Genomic DNA, 18,743 nt, shown 5'->3' on the forward strand with positions numbered 1-18,743 from the left:
GGAACATCTGCGCTGCGTCCCCGGGGAGGTCTCAACGGGTGGGAAGGCGCGGGCCGTGGACGTCGCCCCCGTTTGAGGCGAGCCCGCCGAGAAGGGGAACCCAGTGACCGCCGAGATCCTGGAGCCCTTGGCGCCTCGTGCGGAGAAATCGGTCCGCAGGGACGATGTGGCGGAGATGTGCCGGCGAGCACACCGCCGGAATTCGGGTCGCGGGGCTCCACATAGTCCCAAGTGACTATGCCGCTCGGCGCTCGACCGCCGCTAGCGTGACAGGGCAGCGGGACGCCGGTCGGCGGGCAGGCCTCGCGTCCCGTCCACCTCGAACAGGGGGAGGCGCGATGGACGCCAGCTGCACCGCCGGACGGCACCGGGCCAAGCCCCATGCCTGAGGAGTCGCCGGTCCCGATCGAGGGCGCAGTCGCGGGCTTCCTCACCCGCGTCCTGGACGAGTTGCTGGCACGGATCGCCGACGACGACGCCGTACGTCGTGCCCTGGCGGAGCTGGGCATCACCGGGCCCGACGCCGACAGCGTCGCGACGTTCGTGGCCGGCCAGGCCGGGGTCGTCGCCGCCCTGAAGAACGGGGTGCCCGAGCTGGTGCTGGAGCTGGCCAAGCCCAAGCCGAACCTGCTCTCGATCGCCCCCCACGTGCAGGACCTGCTGGAGGCGGCGGTCTCGTTGACCGACGGCGCACCGGAGGTCGTGCTGCCCGGCCTGCCGGACGCCGGCACCGTCATGGACGCGCTCCTCGCGCAGGCGGTCGAGCACGCGGTCCAGCAGGCGAGTGCACTGGGCTGGTCCTTCGCCAAGTCTCTCCACCTGGTGGGTCCCGAGCTCCCCGTCTTCACGGTCGTCTCCGACTTCGCGGACTCGCCGACCGGCTTCGTGTGGCGCCGGTTCAAGGACCTGCGCCGGCACCTGGACATCACCATCCACGGTGTGCTCACCGGGCCGCGCACGGTCTCCTACGTCACCGTCCCGCTGACCGCGGAGGACCATGTGTCCGAGGCTGTCACGGCGAAGGTGCCGGACGCCAACGTGGTCCTGCAGCGCATCACGCTCAGGCTCGCGACCGACGGCTACCCCAAACCCGACGAGGTCCACAAGATCTCGCTCGAGGTGCTCGGCCACGATCCGGGCAACGGCGACGCCCCCGGCTTCGCCGCCGTGGTGCTGCTGTCTGCGCCGATCGCGCAGCCGCTCAGCCTGTCCCCGCGGGTGACCCTGCACCTGGATCCGTTCGCGAGCGAGTTCGGGGTCGCGGTCACCGGCTGGGGCGAGGTGGTCCCCATCGCGGACGGCTCGCCCCAGCTGACGCTCGACCCGGGGCTCGGGGCGGGCTTCTCCTTCGGTGAGCCGGGAGGTGTGCGCCTGGCGCTGACCGAGCCGGTCCTGGAGCCGCGCGTCTCGGTGGAGGACTGGGGACTGCGCGCCGGCTTCGGGTCCTTCGAGCTGACGATCCCGCAGGACATCGCCGGAGACCTCCTCGGCCTGCTGCTCCCGCGCGACGGGGTCCGGCTCAAGGGCAGGCTCCTGATCGTTGCGGACGCCGAGGGCCTGCACGCGGAGGGCGGGATCGGCCTGCGGACGACGTGGCCGGAGACCCTCCGCCTGCCCGGGCTCTTCGTGCGGGGCCTCACCACCGAGGTCGGCGTCCTCGACGGTGGTGGATTCAAGCTCACCGCGGCAGGGACGGTCACGGTCGACCTCGAGGTGCTGACCGCCACGATCGAGGGGTTCGGCGTGTCCCAGCCGATCACGCTGCACCCCGAAGGGGACGGCAACCTCGGTCTGGTCGCGCTCGGCGACCCGACGTTCGAGCCGCCCACCGGCGTCGGCCTCAGCATCGACGCCGGCATCGTCAAGGGCGGCGGGCTGCTGCGCATCACAGAGCGGGAGATCTCCGGGGCCCTCGAGCTGGCCCTCAAGCTCGGCAGCGTCGAGCTCGCGATCCGTGCGGTCGGTGTGTTCGAGTCGGTTGACGGACGGCTGTCGTTCGTCGTGGTGATGTCGGTCGAGTTCAGCCCCGCCATCGAGATCTTCCTCGGCCTCACCCTCAACGCCGTGGGCGGCGTCTTCGGGATCAACCGCACCATGGACGCCGACGGCCTCCGCGCTATCGTCCGGTCGGGCCGCATGGAGGACGTGATGTTCCCGCGCGACCTGGCGGCCCGTGCGGTCGAGGTGATCGCCGCAGTCAAGCAGGTCTTCCCCGCCCGCCCCGGCCAGGTGGTCGTCGGCCCGATGCTCAAGCTCGGCTGGGGACGACCGACGTCGTTCGTGACGGCGGCCGTCGGGGTCGTGTTCACGTTCCCTGACCCGGTCGTCATCGCGGTGATCGGGTCGGTCCGGGTCACCCTGCCGGTGCCCGAGGCCCCGCTGATCGACATGCGCGCGGACTTCGCCGGGTTGATCGACGCCTCGACGGGGGAGGTGAGCTTCGACGCCTCGCTGACGAACTCCCGCATCGCCACTTTCGACGTCACCGGCGACCTTGCCCTGCGCGCCGGGCCCTCCGGCTTCCTCTTCACGGCCGGCGGGTTCTACCCGGGCTTCCCGGTGCCGGCCGGGCTCGAGGCGGTCCGCCGGCTCGGCATCTCGATCTCGCCGCAGCCGATCCTCTCCATCCGGGCCGACGCCTACTTCGCGCTGACCGCCAGCACTGTCCAGTTCGGCGGCGGGCTGCTCGTCGTGGCCGAGCTCGGCCCCATCGGGGCGCGTGGCAGTCTCGCCCTCGACACCCTCATCCGTACCTCGCCCAAGCTGCACTTCACTGCCCAGCTCACCGGCAGCTTCCGGCTCAGCTTCGAGGGCGAGGACCTCATGGGCGCGAAGCTCGACGTTCTCCTCGAGGGCCCCGGGCGCTGGCACGCGCGCGCCCGCGCCGAGATCGAGATCCTGTTCTTCTCCGTGTCCGGGACGCTCGAGCTCAGCTGGGGGGACGAGGCCGAGGAGACACCGCCCAGCGTCCTCGTGGCGGAGAAGGTGCGCGAGGCGCTCGAGAAGCCTCCGGTGTGGGCGCACGTGCTGCCCGCCGCGGACGGCGGCCTGGTCACCCTGCGTGAGGGCGGCGAGGGACTGCACCCGCTCGGGAAGCTGCGCCTCACCCAGACGATCGCCCCGCTCGGGGTCCCGCTGGCGCGCTTCGGGAGGGCCGCGGTGGCCGACGGCGGCCCCGTGACCGTCACGGTCTCGGCCGACCTGGCGACGCCGACACCGGCCGAGGAGCTGTTCGCCGCCGCCCAGTACTTCGACCTCACCGACGACGAGAAGATCTCCAAGCCGCCCTTCGTCCCGCACCACGCCGGCTATGAGCTCGGCGGGCAGGCCTGGGCGCCGCTGGCGGACCCGCTCACCGTGGATGTGGTCTACGAGGAGAGCGACGGCCACGAGCGCCCACCCGCAGGGTCGCGCTCCCTCGGAGCGCTGGGGGAGGAGTTCCTCGCCTGGTCGGTGGTGGGAGCCGCGGGCCGCTCGCACGCGCAGCAGGTCCCGGTGGCCCGACCGCTCGCCGGGCTCAAGGTGACGCCCACGTCGTACGCCGTCGCCGACGCCGCGACGGGCACGGCGGTGGCCGCGGCGGTCACCGGCCTGGAGGGGGCGTTCGGCGCGTCGGCCAGGGTGAGCGCCGACAGGGTCGTAATGGCCGACTACGAGCTGGCGGGACTGGGCGGATGAGCCTCGCCCAGTACACCTTCGCGTCGTCGGTCCGCCGGGGCTTCACTCCGGACGCCAGCGGCAGAGCGAACGTGACGGTGAGCGTGGCCGGCCAGGCCGACTTCAGCCGCGAGGTCGAGCTGATGACGGCGGCCGACGCGATCGGCCTCCCGCCCGGGCAGGTCATCCGCACGTGGCCCCGGCCCGGTGTCCAGAACGCCGAACCCAACTACCTCGCCCTCGTCGAGTTCGACGCGCCGAACCTGCCCTGGCTGCTCGGCCGGCCGGACCCAGCCGGAATGGTCCACCCCTGGCTCATGCTCGTGGTGGTGGAGGACGACGGCGTCGCGCTCTCCTCGCCGGGCGCCGGGCACACGAGTCTCCTGCTGCCCGCCGACCAACGGCCCGATCCCGGGGAGGCGTGGCTGTGGGCACACGCCCAGCTCCTGGACCGGGAAACGGTCCCCGACGACCCGTCCAGGTCGCTGTCCAGGCTCGTGTCTCCCCGGCGGCTGGAGGAGGACACGGCGTACGTCGGCTGCGTCGTGCCGACCTTCGAGTCGGGCCGCCTCGCGGGTCTGGGCAGCGATGTGCCGCCCGAGATCCGGATCCGCGCCGCTCCGGGATGGGACCAGCCCGGCGACGTGGAGCTCCCCGTCTACTACAGCTTCCGGTTCCGCACCGGGCCTGCTGGTGACTTCGAGTCGCTCGTTCGCCGCCTCCACGGCGTCGCGTTCCCCGCGGGTCTCGGCTTGCGCAAGCTGCGGCTCGACCACCCTTTGAGCAACCTTCCGTCCTCCGGCGCCGGCGACCTCGACCTGCCGGTCGCCCTGCGCCCGATCGGCCCCGACTCGGAGCCGGTGGCCGGCCTGGTCGCCACCGACTACCTCACTGCCCTGAGGGCCCGGCTGGTCGACGCCGACTACGACGTCTCCCTCCTGGGCACGAGGCTCCCGAAGGTCGGGCCGCCCGTCTACGGCCAGCTGCCCGTCGGCGCGCCCGCCCGTGCCGCGAACCTCGGCAGCGGCCTGGTGCCGCCCTGGCTCGAGGCCGTGAACACCGATCCGCGGAACCGGGTGGCCGCCGGCCTGGGGGCGGAGGTCGTGCGGCGCAACCAGGAGCGTTACATGGAGGAGGCCTGGCGGCAGGTCGGTGACGTGAACACCGCCAATAGGCTGCGGCGGCGTGCCGAGTATTCGCTTGGCGCCACCCAGCGGTTGTTCCGGCGGTGGCTCTCGGCGATCGATGCCGGTGACCTGGTCACCGTCACCTCGCCGGTGCACGCGAAGGTGTCCTCCGCGGCGGGGGAGACCCTGGTCGGCCGGCTCCGCGACTCGCCGCTTCCCCCCGCGGTGCTGTCCGTCGAGCTCCGGCGGTTCGCCCGCACGCGGGGGCAGCTTTCGCATGCGACCGACTGGCAGGCTTCCGCCGGGGTAGCCGCGGTGGCCGCGCGGGCCGAGCAGGCCCAGCCCCTGTTCGACCGAGTCGCCCTCGACGGGATCGAGACCCTCGACCCGCCGAGCACGATCTGGGGAAACGCTGCCACCGTGGAGATCCTCGGCAGGCTGGTCACCGAGGGGGTCGCCGGCCTCGAGCCGGAGGCCGCGGCGCGGCGACTCGACGCGATCAGCACGATCGACCAGGCCACCCTGCCGGAGCCGGAGGCCGTCGCTCGACGCGTGACCGGCGCCGACCTGGACAAGACCATGACGGCGATGGGGCTGATCCCCACCGCCGCGGTCGTGGACGCGGTCACCGAGCCCGACCCTGATCGCGGGGCGGGCCGAGGCGAAGGCCGCGGCGAAGGTCGTGGCTCGGGTCGCGGACGCGCGGTGGGACGGTTCGAGCCGGGGGAGGAGCACGTGGTGGTGGGGCGCGGCGCGGGCGGCGGGCTGCGTGGCGGGCTGCGTGGCGGCGGCCTCGACAACCTCCTCGTCCGGGCCGGCCGGGACCGGCTCGACCTCACCACGATCCTGCGGCCGACCGAGGTCCTCGACACCATCAAGAGGCAGCCCGGGCTGGTCACCCGCGCGGGCGACCGCGTGGTGCTCGACACCGGCCTGCTCGAGGAGGCCGCCCGGACGGGCCTCGAGGCGACCACCGTCTCCAACCAGGTGCTCGACCGGATCGTCGACGGCACCTTCCAGGCCCCCGTGGCGCCGCCTCTGGAGTTCCGGCTGCCCACGGACCGGGCCGACGGCATCCGCGCCGAGCTCGGTGCGGCGCTGGCCGGGCTCCTAGAGCTTGGCATCCGGCCCGACGATGGAGTCCCGGCGCCGGGGCGGCCGCTCGATGGCGGTCTGGAGTCGCTGCGCGGCCCGCTGCTGGCCGCCCTCGACCCGTCGGTCACGATCCTGCGGGCGGTCAACAGCCGGATCGCCGCGCTGGCCGACGCCGACGCGGGTGGGCTCGACGACATCATGGCCGCGCCGGACCTGTCGGAGCCGACGTACCTGCGCCTGTCCGAGATCTCGCAGGACTGGTTGCTGCCCGGGCTCGACGACCTGCCGGCCGACACGACGACCCTGGTGCAGGCCAACCTCGACTTCATCGCGGCCTTCCTGGTCGGCATGAACCACGAGATCGCCCGCGAGCTGCTCTGGCGCGAGTACCCCACCGACCAGCGCGGCACCTACGCCCGGCAGTTCTGGACGCACGTCGGCGCCGGGGGCCACGACCTCGCGCAGCTGCTCCACGCGGCGCCGGCGGCCAGCCTCCGCGGACTGACGCGACCGGCGGGCGGGCCCGAGCCGCAGGACCCGCTCGTGCTGGTGGTGAAGGCCGAGCTGGTCCAGCGCTACCCGGGCCTGATCATCGTCGCGGCCACGACCGAGAAGAACTCCGAGGGCGTGCGCGTGCCGAAGCAGACGATGGTCCCCGACTTCGTCGGGACGCTGGAGCCGGACGTGATGCTGGTCGGCTTCACCGGGCTCACCGCCGAGATGGTCCGCGACGCCGAGGCCGCCAACGACCCCGAGAAGCGATGGTGGTTCTACTTCTCCGAGCACTTCACCGAGCCGAGGTTCGGGCTCGACGCGGGCGACGAGGAGGACCCGCCGCCGCCGACGTCCTGGAACGAGGTCAGCTGGAATCACGTCCAGGACGCCACCTTCCTGCAGAAGGCTTCCTTCTCGCTCAGCCTGCCGAAGGGCCTCCACCCGAGCCCCCTGCACGCGTGGGGCACGGACGCCGCCAGGCAGGCCTGGATCACGCTGCAGTTCCCGTTCCGGCGCGGCATCGCCGCCGTGGACCTGCTGCCCGAGGAGTGACGGTGAACGACTTCCACGACCTGCGCGAAGCACTCGCACGCCGACGGGCAGCACTCGGTGACGCCGAGCAGGACGCCGCCCGGGCCAGGTGGTCGCTGGCCGCTGCGGACACGGCACTCCAGGACGCGATGCGCCGTGGCGACGCCGAGGCGATCGCGCGCGCCGTCGACGAGCGGCGCACCGCGGAGGAGGAGCACCTCGCCATCGCCGGTCGTCTCACCGACCTGCACCGTGCGGTGCACGGTGGGCTGGCGGAGTTCGTGGACCGCCTTCCCGTCGCTCCCGAGGGCCGGGCGGACAGCCTGCTGGAAGGCGTCGACCAGGCCGTGCCGATCGCGTTGTTCCCGGTCCGGCTGGAGACCCGGTTCGCCGGCCCCGATTCGGCGCCCGTCCTCAGGGTGCGGATATATCCCGACGACCTGCACGTCGACGACCACGAGCCTGACCTCAGCGAGGAGGAGGCGGATCTCGGCCGGGCCTACTGGACGTCCGTCGGTGCAGGCGCCGGCGAGGCAGACGCGTGGGCCGTCCTCGCCGGCCGGCTCGGCCCGCACCGCGCGCTGTGGGTGCGGCACGTGCTGGAGCCCCCCGACGGGACCTTCCCCGAGGTCGTACTTCGCCCGCCCGGCACGTCCCGGGCGCCGGTGGCTCGGGCGCTCCCCGACCTGTTCCTCGTCCGGGTGCGTGCCGCCGGCCAGACGACGGTGACGACCGGGGGACCGGTCGCCGACACCCTGGCGGTGGGTGCCGACCTGACGGGCACGACCGCCCCGGTGGCCGCCGACGGCGACGTCCTGGCCCTCGGCGAGGAGGCACGCTGGCTCGCGGACTTCGACGCCGCCGTCGCCGCGGGCATGGCGATCGAGGTGGCCCTGCCGGTGGGCACCACGGTGGTCGACGAGGTGGCCGTGACCGGCGTCTGCGTGTCGATGTCCCCCGACGAGGCGAGCGCCCTGGTCGGTGACCTGGTCGCCCGCCACCGGGTCACCCACGGCGCGGGCTTCATTGCACCCGGTACGCCGACCAACAACCTGGCCGACACCACGAGCGGCTGGCTCAGCAGGCCCGACCCGGCCCGGCTGGACCCCGCCACCCGACCTGTCTCGGGCAGTCGCTCCAACGCCGCCGTCCTGGGGCACGCGCTCGGGCTCCCGGCCGAGTCGCTCGCCGGCCTCGTCGGCGCCGCGGACGCCGATGCCGAAGAGGCCGAGGTCATGGCCAGGGTGCTGTTCGAGGCGACCTGGGGCCCCTACCTGCGCATGCATGCGCAGCCCGGCTTCCCGCTGCGCCACCTCCCCGAGGCCTACGTCCATATCACCCGCTGGGTGAGGGGCGGCGGCCCGCTGCCGGCGATCCGGCTGGGTCGGCAGCCCTACGGGGTCCTGCCGATCCAGCCGCGCGGCGCCGTACCTGCCCCGGGGGACGACGCGGTGACGGCGTGGCTCACCGACTTCCTGCCGCGGATCCGGGCTCTCTGGCTCGCGGGCAGGGGCGACGCCCCGGCGGGCATCGCGGCGTACACACACGAGCCGGTGTCGAGCCGCTTCCGGGTGCGCACTGCCTACGCCAGCCGGACCCGCCCCCTGCTCGACGGCCTGGGCCTCCTCGGCGAAGGCGTCACCGCCGAGGCCGGCGTCCGCGAGCGCCGGCTGGTGGCCGAGCTCGGGCTGGGCAACGTGCTGCCCTCGGTGGTCTCCACCATGTTCCGCGACGCCGTCGACCTCTGGCTGCCACCGGCCACCGACGACGACCTCGACTTCCTGCTCGCCGACCCGGACCCGAAGGAAGCCACGAGCATCCTCGGCCTGCTGCTGCGCAACGCCGCGCTGCAGGTGACCAACAACCTTGCGGACGAGTTCCTCGAGCCGCACCTCGACGCCGAGGTCAAGGGGTACGCCGCCAGGCAGGTGCCGTCCCTCTTCCTCACCACCCCCGACGAGCTGGCCGTCAGCGCCACCCCGGAGGTCCGGGTGGGCGAGGCGGTCACCCTCGCCGACAAGCTGGCGACGCGCGTGCCCGAGGGTGACCGCGCCGGGGCGACGGTGGCCGAGTCGATCGCCGCGATCCTCGGCGACGCCAGCCCGATCGACGTGCTGGACGACTACCGCCACATCGAGGCGCTGCGCACCTACGCCGGCGCCCACCAGGACCTCGCCGCGATGCCCACCGAGCGGCGCGCGCGCCTGATGGGGGAGGTGCTCGACTGCGCCTCCCACAGGTACGACGCGTGGGTGACCTCGCTGGCGACCAGGCGGCTCCACCTTCTGCGGGACGACCGGCCCACCGGGCTGCAGATCGGTGCCTGGGGCGTGGTGACCGACGTACGCAGGCGGCTGCTGCCCACTCTCGCCGACCGGCCGGACCTCCCCGAGGGCACCGTCACGGACGACGCCAACGCGGGGTTCGTCGTGGCGCCCTCTCTCCAGCACGCCGAGGTCGCCGGGGTGCTGCGCGCCGCCTGGATCGCCCACGGCGGGCCGGCCGGGGACGCGGAGGCGCCGTTCGCGGTCGACCTGAGGTCCCGCCGGGCGCGGCAGGCCCTCGCCCTAACCGACGGCATGCGCAACGGCCAGCAGCTCGGCGCCCTGCTCGGCTACCAGGTCGAGCGCGCCCTCCACGACGCCTCCGGCAACGGGGTGGAGGTCGACTGGGCCGTCTTCGAGCTGCGCCGGCTCTACCCGCTGCGGGTCGACTCAGCCGAGAACGCCGGGCTGGCGAGCGAGCGGCTCGTCGTCGACGGCTGGCGCCTGGCCAAGGACGCGATGGCGTCCCTCGACCCGGTGCTCGACGCCGTCCTCGCCAGCATCCCGACCAGGCCGGACGGATCCCCGGCGCTGGACGTCGGGGACTCCCGGTCCGCCATCGCGGCCGCAATCACCGACCTCGTGGGGGCCCTCGACGGCCTCGCCGACCTCGGGCTGGCCGAGGCCGTGCACCAGCTCGCCGGGTCCAACTTCGCGCGGGCGGCAGCGGCCACCGACATGATCGGCCGGGCCGCCGTGCCACCGGACTCCTTCGACACGGTCGCGACCCCGCGCGGCGGCCAGGGCATCGACCAGCGCCTCTTCGTCGTCTTCGGGGACACGACCCGACCGGCGGGCTACGCGGCCGATACCCCCCGCGCCCGGCTGGCCCCGGCGGCGGACGCGTTCGTGGCCAGACGGCTCGGGCCGCTCACCGGGATCCAAGTGCGCCTGCGCGGCCCGGACGGGGCCGAGGTCGGGCCCAGCCTCGCGGACCTCGGCCTCTCGGCCCTCGACCTGGCCGCGGACGCGGCCTCCACCGGGCACACCGATCCCTTCCCGCTGCTGCTGGCTCGGGCTCGCGACGCGACCAGCCTGTCCGACGCGGCGCTCCAGCTGGATCCCGAGGCGGACGAGGACCTCGTCGACCTGCTCGAGCACGCCGCCCGGTGGCACCGGGCGCTCGCCGGGCGCAGGCCGCTGGCACCCTCCAGCATGGTGACCCGCGGCGACAAGCCCCCCGCCGGTGAGGCGGACGGTGGCGCGCTCGCCGCCGTCCTGGTCGCGGCGGACCAGCTCGCAGCCCTCCAGCCCGACGACGTGGACGCCTTGTCCTCCTGGGGCTTCGACCGGCATCTCACCCGCACCCAGGTCGAGGTGGCGAAGGAGCGTCGGGTGGCCGACGCCCGCGCAGCAGGCGACGCCGCCACGGCCGCCTCCGCTCTGTTCGGAGGCAGGTGCGTCGTGACCGGGAAGGTGACGCTTGCCGACGTCGCGCCATGGGCCGCCGAGCAGGACGCCCTCGGCCTGCACCAGGGAGACCTGGTCGGCTGGATCCAGGACACCGGCCGCGTCCGGGACGCGGCGTACGCACTCGACGAGGCCCTACTGCACGACGAGCTGCGTGGCACCGGCGACGCGGTGGCGATCCGCGCGGGCCAGACCCCCGCAGTCGCGGGCGCCGTCTCGGCGAACCCCACGGCGGAGCAGCTGGCCGACGCGCGGCGCTGGGTCGGCCGGGCGTTCCCGGGCGCCCTCGGCCGGCAGCCGGTCGTCTCGTTCGTCACCGTCCAGGACGACGGGGCGCACACAGCCCAGGAGGTCGTCGGCATCGAGGTCGACGCCTGGGTCGAGGCGGTGCCGGACCGGGCGGGTGCAGGAGCGATCGCGGCGAACCTGTCCTCGCCCGACTCCCGGGCCCCGAACACCATCCTGCTGGCGGTCCCCGGCGACCTCGGCGCCGCCTGGACGCAGGAGTCGCTGTTCTCGGTGATCGATGAGGCGCTCGAGCTGGCCGAGTGCCGGCTCGTCGACCTGGACGCGAGCCGCCGCGTCCCCGCGATGCTGCCGGCCGTCTACATCTCGGAGTACGACGACGACCAGCGGTGGCGAGACATCCTGCGCCAGCGCGTGGAGTTCCCGCAGCGCTACGTCGCGAAGGGGGCGCTGTGAGCATCCGGGTCTACGCGCTCCACCGGGTCGAGCCGATCAGCCGCCAGGGCGACCCCGGCCGCGGGCTCGCCGCGCCCGTCCACGACCCGCTGTGGGGCCTGGCCAGGCAGCGGCACTTCGGCGAGCTCGCCGGGGAGGACACGGGCAGTCCGATCCAGGTGTCCGTCCGGATGCGGGTTGACCGGCTCGACGGCTGGCGTCCTGTGGACACCGACGACGTGCTGCCCTACGACCCCGACCGCGACGTCCTGGAGGCCGTGGTGGCGGGGGAGTCCGCGGCTCCGGCCCCCGGGCTTCGCGACCGCGTCGACGCCGGGCGGCGGCTCGCCGCCCTGCTGCCCGCCGCGACGGTCTCCGACCTGCGCGACTCCGCGCCGATCGAGGTCGGTCCCGACGCCCCCCGCCTCCTCGCCAGGGCAGCCGCGCGCTATCCCGACGGGATCCAGGTCGCCGCCGCCTACGACGGCGTGGCCGGTGACTCCGACGACGCCGTCGGCACCGCCCTCGGCACGACGGCCGCCCGGGCGTCGCAGGCGCGCCCCGTCCTCGACGAGTACGCCGCCTGGGTGCGGACCACGTTCGGCACCGGACCCGCCACCTGGATGCCCGAGCGGCTGGAGCGACGGTTCGAGCTCAGCACCGGCGGGCACGTCGTACTCACCGCGCCCGCACACACCCGCGACACCGTGGACGCCCTCGACCTCGACCTCACCGAGGCGGCCCACGAGCTCCAGGCCTGGCCAACGCCCACCGCGGGGGAGTGGCACCGCCGGATCCCCAGCAGGCTGTCCTTCCCCGGCATGCCCAACAACCGCTTCTGGGAGTTCGAGGACGCGCAGATCGCCCTCCACCGCATCGACGCGGCAACCCACGACCTCGCCCGCCTCGCGCTGGTCGAGTTCAGCGCGACCTACGGCAACGACTGGTTCACATTCCCGATCCCGGCCGAGCACGGCACCGTCGCGACCGTGCCGGAGGTGCTCGTCCGGGACACGTTCGGGGAGCACGAGCTCGTCCACGTGGCCAACGACCCGACATGGTCCATGTTCGTGCCGAGCGGTCCGGCGTCCGCCCCGCATCTCCTCGTGGCTCCGGTCACCGTCTCCCGCCTCGCCGGCCAGGTCGTGGAGGAGGTGCGGTTCGTCCGCGACGAGAACGCCAACCTCGTGTGGGGGCTGGAGGCGGTCGTCACCGACGCAGCCGGGGTGACGCACGACGTCATCGGTGAGTACGCCGCGTCCGCGGCCCCGGTGCCGGAGCTGCCCGTGGACGCCGAGCTGCTCTACCGGTTGATGACCGACGTGCCGAAGCACTGGGTGCCGTTCATCCCGGCGCACCTCGACGAGGACCGCGAGGGCCTGGAGCACGTCGAGCAGGAACGGCGTGCGGTCGGCCTCGTCCAGGCGCTCCTGCCGCGGCCGGACACGTGGGGCATCCCGGTGCTCACCGCCCCACGCTCGAGCGTGCTGGCCGAGCTGCGCCAGAAGGTGCTGTGCGAGGAAGAGGTCGGGCCGGCCGGTGTCACGGTGCGCCGGCGCTGGTACCTCGCCCGCTCCGCCGACGGCGGACGGCACGTGTGGTGCGCGCGCTCGGTCGCGACCGGCCGGGGCGAGGGCAACAGCGGCCTGGCCTTCGACGTCGCGCTCGACGTACGGGGGACGTGATGGGCGAGATCATCTACCTGATGGATCGCGACCCCGGGACGACTGGCTACTTCCACGAAGCCGAGGGCTACTTCTCGGCGCGGCCCGACTCCACCGTGGTGCCGACGGCCGCGGGAGACCCGGCGACCACGCTCCAGGACGTCTTCAAGGACCTCCGGGCGCGCGCCCGGACCGATGACATCTTCCCGGTCATCAACCTGGTGAGCCACGCGACCGGCTTCTCGTCGCTCGAGTTCCCGATCAGCGACGCCCGCCGGGACAAGGATGGCGGGCTGATCACCAAGGAGACCCTCAAGGCGGCCTTGGCCTCGCCCGGCTCGGGCGGCTACCCTGCGGTGCTCGGCCCCCCAGCCGTCACCAAGGCGACCAAGGTGGTGCTCTACGGCTGCGACGTCGGTCGCGACGAGGAGTTCATGAAGCTGCTCGGCCAGCTCTTCGGGCCGGAGCTGACGATCTACGCACCCGTGCGAGTCGCCGTGTTCCGGCACACCGGCACGCTCTTCGAGCACCGGCTGGCCCGCACCTGGGCCGCCAACCACACCTCGGACATCACGAAGACCACGAACTGGGCACCGGTGCGGACCGCCTTCGTCACCAAGGCGGTCACCAAGTTCAAGCCGCGCGGCGGCGCGGAGGTGGAAGCCGCGATCAAGGCGGCCGCCCAGACCGCCACCGCCGTGCAGGCCAAGACGTTCTTCTTCAGCGAGTCGCTGTCGACCGGGGACGACCCCGTCGCGACCTCGGTCAGCGGCTCCAGCGCGGTGCTGCCCTCCGGCACCACCGACGACACCACCGTGCCGATCACCGTCGGCCCGACCGACTTCGCCAAGCAGCCGGGCCAGCCCCCGACCTGGGTGGCGTGGGTCGCCGTCCTCGGCCAGGTGATCGAGGAGGAAGTCTCGATCAGCAACCGCAGCCAGTTCCGCGAGACCGTGATCAAGCCGCAGAAGGCGGCGTCGGTCAACCCGCTCGTGCCCCAGCCCGATCTCGAACCCAACCCGATCGATCCCGACGAGGAGAACACCATGGCCTTCTTCGGCAAGTACCGCGGAACCGTCGTCGATGCCGCCGACCCTCTGGGGGAGGGCCGGCTCCAGGTCGAGGTGCCGGTGGCCTCCGTCACCGCCGAATGGGCTGCAGCGTGCCTGCCCCCGGTGCCGCAGGCCCTGCTCCGCCTGCCGGAGGTCGGAGCCTCGGTGTGGGTGGAGTTTGAGGGCGGTGACGTGCTGAAGCCGATCTGGACGGGAGCCACCTGGGACGACGCCGCGGCGGGTGGACTCAGCCTCGAGAGCGAGGACGAGCTCACCCTTCGGTCCGTGGGGAACCTTCTTCAAGAGAGCTCAGGCGGGCAGATGATCAGGTCGGGGGCAGACCTGACGCTCGAGTGCGGGGGCACCCTGACGCTCAAGGCTGGCAATGTGCGCGTCGAATCGTCGACAGCTGACCACACGGGCATCCTCAAGTCCGACCAACTGATCACAAACAGCGTCGTGGCCTCGTCGTACACACCTGGCGCCGGAAACGTCTGGTAGGAGTGGGCTGCTTCGTCCCTGGTGGCAGAACCGAAGGAGTCGCCAAGACGACCTGGATATCTACGCGCACCTGTCACGGACGAGGCCTGGTTCCTTCATCGCATCAGACGGCAGTGGTTCTCTTGCTCGCGATCAACATTCGCGATCAGGCGCACCGCGTCCCCAGGGCTTGTGTCGGCTTAGCGGCGTGCTGGAAGAGCCGCGCCCATCAGCGTCGGAATCGTCTCCGTTTCATCGGCCACCGTCAACGCGGGTCTCCTTGGTGCCGACCCCGATGATGTCGGCGCGCTGCCTCTCTGTGAGGTCGGCGACCAGCAGCCCCGGGATCGGGTTGCCGCCCAGTGTCCAGTCCCAGAACTGCCGTCCGCTGCGGACCTCCACCCGCTCCTTCTGGGTGGTGTCGACCGTGACGTCCCGCAGGCCGGCGTCGATGAGCCGCTGTCGGAGCACGTCTGGGTCGGCGACCTGGAACTCCAGGAACGGCTCGTCCTCCGCGGGGCCCTCGAAGTCAGGGACCACCGCTCGGGTGGCGCTGAGGAAGTAGTGCAGTGCCTCGAACTGGGAGGGGTCGCCGTACGCCGTGATCAGCACGCGCCCTCCGGGTCGGGTCACCCGGACCATCTCAGGAACCGCTGAACGGCGGACACAAGGTCGAGTCGCTGGCGCACCCCCCTGTTGAACTACTGGCCATGAAGGACCACCGGGTGTGGGGATCAGGAGCAGATGACTCGAACAGGCGTGGTCGTGGGCTTCGCTGAGTCCTAGGGTGATGGTTGTGACGACGGATCATCTGTCCAGTTCGTCGGCGCGGCGGCTTCCCGAGGGCGTCGTCACCTTGCTGTTCACCGACATCGAGGGCTCGACACGGCTCCTGAGCCGATTGGGTGCGGCGTACAGCGAAGTGCTCAGCATCCACCATCGACTGCTGCGCTCCTGTATCGCCGCGCACGAGGGATACGAGGTCACTACCGAGGGGGACGCGTTCTTCGCCGCCTTCTCCTCTCCTCGTCAGGCGGTCGCGGCGGCCGTCGAGGCGCAGCGCTCCCTGCATTCATATCCTTGGCCGCACGGCGAACCGATCAAGGTCCGGATGGGCCTGCACACCGGTGAGCCGGTAGTCGTCGACGGCGACTACGTCGGCATCGACGTGCACCGGGCAGCCCGGATCGCGAGCGCGGGCCATGGGGGCCAGATCCTCATCTCCGCCCTGGTGCGCGACCACGTTGCCGATCAGCTGCCCGACGGTGTCACGGCCAATGACCTTGGTAGTCACTGGCTCAAGGATCTACCCGCGCCGGAGCACCTCCTTCAGCTGGACATCGAGGGCCTGCCTCACCGTTTTCCGGCCCTGAAGTCCCTGCTTCCTTCGACGAACGTGCCGCGCCGCGCGGCCGCGCTCGTCGGAAGGCACCGGGAGCGCAGCGAGCTACGAGAGCTGGTGGCCGGCTCCGACGTGCGGCTGGTCACCGTCACCGGCCCAGGTGGGGCGGGCAAGACCCGGTTGGCGAGTGCGGTGGCCCTCGACCTGAGGGGGGAGCATCCACACGGCGTCTACTTCGTCGATCTCACCTCCGTGAGCGATGCTGCGGATGTGGTGCCCGCCGTCGCCCGGGTGCTCGGAGTGGCAATCGACGGCGATGGGCCCGCCGGGCAATTGGTCGAGTCCTACATCGGCGACCGGTCGATGCTGTTGCTGCTCGACAACCTGGAGCAGGTCATCGACGCGGCGCAGGCGATCGGGCACCTGGTGGCCGCGTGCCCCGGTCTGACCGTCCTGGCAACCAGCCGCATCCTCCTGGGCTTGAGAGACGAGCACGAGTACGCCGTCCCGCCCATGACGCTCCCGACCGGAACATCGCTGACCGAGGTGACCGCGTCGGAAGCCGTCCAGTTGTTCGTCGAGTGCGCCGGCCGGGTCCGCCGCGGCTTCGAGGTAACCGAGGAGAACGCCGCGGCGGTGGCCGCGATCTGCACGATGCTCGACGGGCTGCCACTGGCGATCGAGCTGGCCGCGGCCCGCACCCGGCTTTTCCCACCGCAGGCTCTGGTCACCCGTCTGGGGGACCGCCTGGGTTTCCTCACTAGCGGAAGCAAGGACACGCCCCTACGGCATCGCACCCTGCGCGCGACCATCGACTGGAGCTACCTGCTGCTCTCTGAAGAGGAACGGCGGTTCTTCCTCGACCTGGCCGTGTTCAGGGGCGGCGCCCGGTGGGACAGCATCGTGGCTGTTGTCACGACCGACACCGAGGCCCTCGACCTGGTCACCGCGCTGGTTGACCACAGCCTGGTCGTCCAACGTGAGGACCGGGACGGCGAACCACGCTTCACCATGCTGCAGAGTATCCAGGAGTACGCGCTGGCTCGCCTCGCGGATGACCCCGTCCATGACCTGGAGCTTCGCCAGCGCCATGCCGGGCACATGCTGGAGCTGCTGGCCGGCGGGATCGAGCAGGGAGCTGCAGCCGACGAGGAGATCGCGGCGCGGGAGTACGACAACGTGCGGGCGGCGCTGGCCTTGTGGCTCGAGGGCAGCGTGAGGGGCGGCGCCCCAGCGGGGGAGAAGGCACTCCGGCTGGCGGCGGCTCTTGGCGCCTACTGGTACCACCACGGGCTGGCGAGCGAAGGCGCCGCGTGGCTGGAGCGCGCGTTCGCCGCCGCGGATGATCCGCCGCCCCAGGTCGCGGCGCAGGCGTTGCGGGAACTCGGCGTCATGTACGAGGTGCGCCAGGAGCTGGACCGCGCTCGCGATCTCATGGTCCAGGCGCTGGCGCTGTACCGGGAGCTCGGCGATGCCGCGGGTGAGGCCCGGTGTCTCAACAGTCTGGGGGTGGTCGCGCGTTCGGCCGGGCAGGTAGACGATGCCGAGCGGTACGTCCGCGAGGCGGTCGCGATCCGTCGGCGCACCGGAGATCAGAAGGGGCTCTCTACGGCGCTGAACAACCTTGGCATCCTCCATCTGGACCGTGGTGACTGGGCGCAGGCGCGGGCGGTGCTGGCCGAGGCGCTCACGCTCGACCGGTCCAACCAGGACACGTGGGGCGCCGCCTGCACGTCGGTCAACCTCGGCCTGGCGCACGTACTGGGCGGAGCGGTCGAAGCTGCGCAGCAGCTCTTTCGGGACGCCCTCACCTCGTTTGGCACCGTCGGGGATCCCGACGGTGTGATCCAGACGCTGGAGTCGACGGTGGGCCTTGCGGTCGCGCGAGAACTGTGGGCAGCGGCGGCTCGGCTGGCGGCGGCCGCCAGCGAGGGACGTACGCAACTCGGGCTCCCGGGCTCGCCGGCAGACAGTCGCCAGCTCGACGCCTGGGTCGAACAGACGCGCGCAGCGTTGGGAAGAACGGCATACGAGGAGGCGTGGACCAAGGGCTCTGCGATGACCTTGGAGCAGGCCACGAAGCACGCCATCGAGGACGTGCTCACCGACTGATAACACTCGTCAAGCACCGCCGCCGGTTCGATGAGTCCATCTGCCACCAGGCGACCCCGCCGAGCCACAGAGACCCGGTGCTGCAGTTGATGAGCGTCAGGATTGCAGTGGCTCCGCCGGCGCTCGTCGGGGCACGAACGAGGGGAAACACAACGTCAAGACTGCACGATGAAGAGTCTCAGAAGCCCAGCCGACCGGTGCGATGGTGGTGTGCATGTGCGCGCCCCGGCCACAACTCACTGGCGCTTCCGCTCTGTCGAGATTCGAGGGTGGACGCACTTTTGGACGCGGATTGAGGCGCGTATATCCGCGAATCGGAGCAGGAAGAGACAAGGGGAAGCAAGGCCGACCTGTTGTCATTCCTGCAGGCCAGAGCATGTTTGCGCACAATCCGGCGGGGGAGCGCAAACGGCCGCAAAGAGCGGATTCTGACGCTGATGTGCGTCCTAACGGCCAATTCGGACCCACATGGAACTCATCGCTGATCATCTATATCCGCAGGTGAGAGTGTCTTCTTCGGTCGGGCTGACAGGATTTGAACCTGCGACCCCCTGACTTTGAACCGCTGATTGAGCGTGAAGTGGCCAAAAGCTGACCCCGGCCCTCTGCGCGACTGCCGGAGGCGACGAGGAGCGCTCCGTTCGTCACCTCCTGCTGGACAGCCTGCGGCGTTTCGCGAAGCTCCGTCGCCGGCGGCCTCAATCTGGGCGCTCCGGGCGAACGCCGGAGGAAAACCATGCGATGGCACCTGGTCCGCCGGTATGGTGCCTACC

Annotated in this window: 7 protein-coding genes; 6 read left to right on the forward strand and 1 reads right to left on the reverse strand. The window is 72.1% G+C overall.

What is annotated here, in order from left to right:
• Window positions 1-381: 381 nt before the first annotated feature.
• The 5 genes from DDE18_RS21025 to DDE18_RS21045 are packed head-to-tail and all read left to right on the forward strand — an operon-like array spanning window position 382 to window position 14,537.
• Window positions 382-3,678, forward strand: a complete 3,297-nt coding sequence (locus tag DDE18_RS21025) for a DUF6603 domain-containing protein (RefSeq protein WP_116574313.1) — start codon at window positions 382-384, stop codon at window positions 3,676-3,678.
• A complete protein-coding gene (locus DDE18_RS21030) occupies window positions 3,675-6,926 on the forward strand; it encodes a hypothetical protein (protein WP_116574315.1) in 3,252 nt (1,083 codons plus the stop codon). The genes DDE18_RS21025 and DDE18_RS21030 overlap by 4 nt, the downstream gene beginning before the upstream one ends.
• A gap of 2 nt (window positions 6,927-6,928) precedes the next feature.
• Window positions 6,929-11,341, forward strand: a complete 4,413-nt coding sequence (locus DDE18_RS21035; RefSeq protein ID WP_116574316.1) for a hypothetical protein — start codon at window positions 6,929-6,931, stop codon at window positions 11,339-11,341.
• Window positions 11,338-13,005, forward strand: coding sequence for a hypothetical protein (locus tag DDE18_RS21040; protein ID WP_116574317.1), 1,668 nt, complete (start codon window positions 11,338-11,340; stop codon window positions 13,003-13,005). The genes DDE18_RS21035 and DDE18_RS21040 overlap by 4 nt, the downstream gene beginning before the upstream one ends.
• The gene (locus tag DDE18_RS21045) at window positions 13,005-14,537 is read left to right on the forward strand and encodes a phage baseplate assembly protein V (protein WP_116574319.1); all 1,533 of its coding nucleotides are present in this window, start codon (window positions 13,005-13,007) and stop codon (window positions 14,535-14,537) included. The genes DDE18_RS21040 and DDE18_RS21045 overlap by 1 nt, the downstream gene beginning before the upstream one ends.
• A gap of 231 nt (window positions 14,538-14,768) precedes the next feature.
• On the opposite strand, the gene DDE18_RS21050 is transcribed toward DDE18_RS21045, so the two are convergent.
• Entirely contained in the window at window positions 14,769-15,149 is a 381-nt protein-coding gene (locus DDE18_RS21050) for a hypothetical protein (RefSeq protein WP_133241295.1), read from the reverse strand.
• 163 nt (window positions 15,150-15,312) lie between these two features.
• On the opposite strand from DDE18_RS21050, the gene DDE18_RS21055 reads away from it, so the two are divergent.
• Window positions 15,313-17,970 (forward strand): tetratricopeptide repeat protein, encoded by a 2,658-nt coding sequence (locus tag DDE18_RS21055; protein WP_165821283.1) that lies wholly within the window; start codon window positions 15,313-15,315, stop codon window positions 17,968-17,970.
• Window positions 17,971-18,743: the final 773 nt, after the last annotated feature.

This window comes from Nocardioides gansuensis (genome assembly GCF_003076135.1).
In the GTDB taxonomy this organism is placed as follows: domain Bacteria; phylum Actinomycetota; class Actinomycetes; order Propionibacteriales; family Nocardioidaceae; genus Nocardioides; species Nocardioides gansuensis.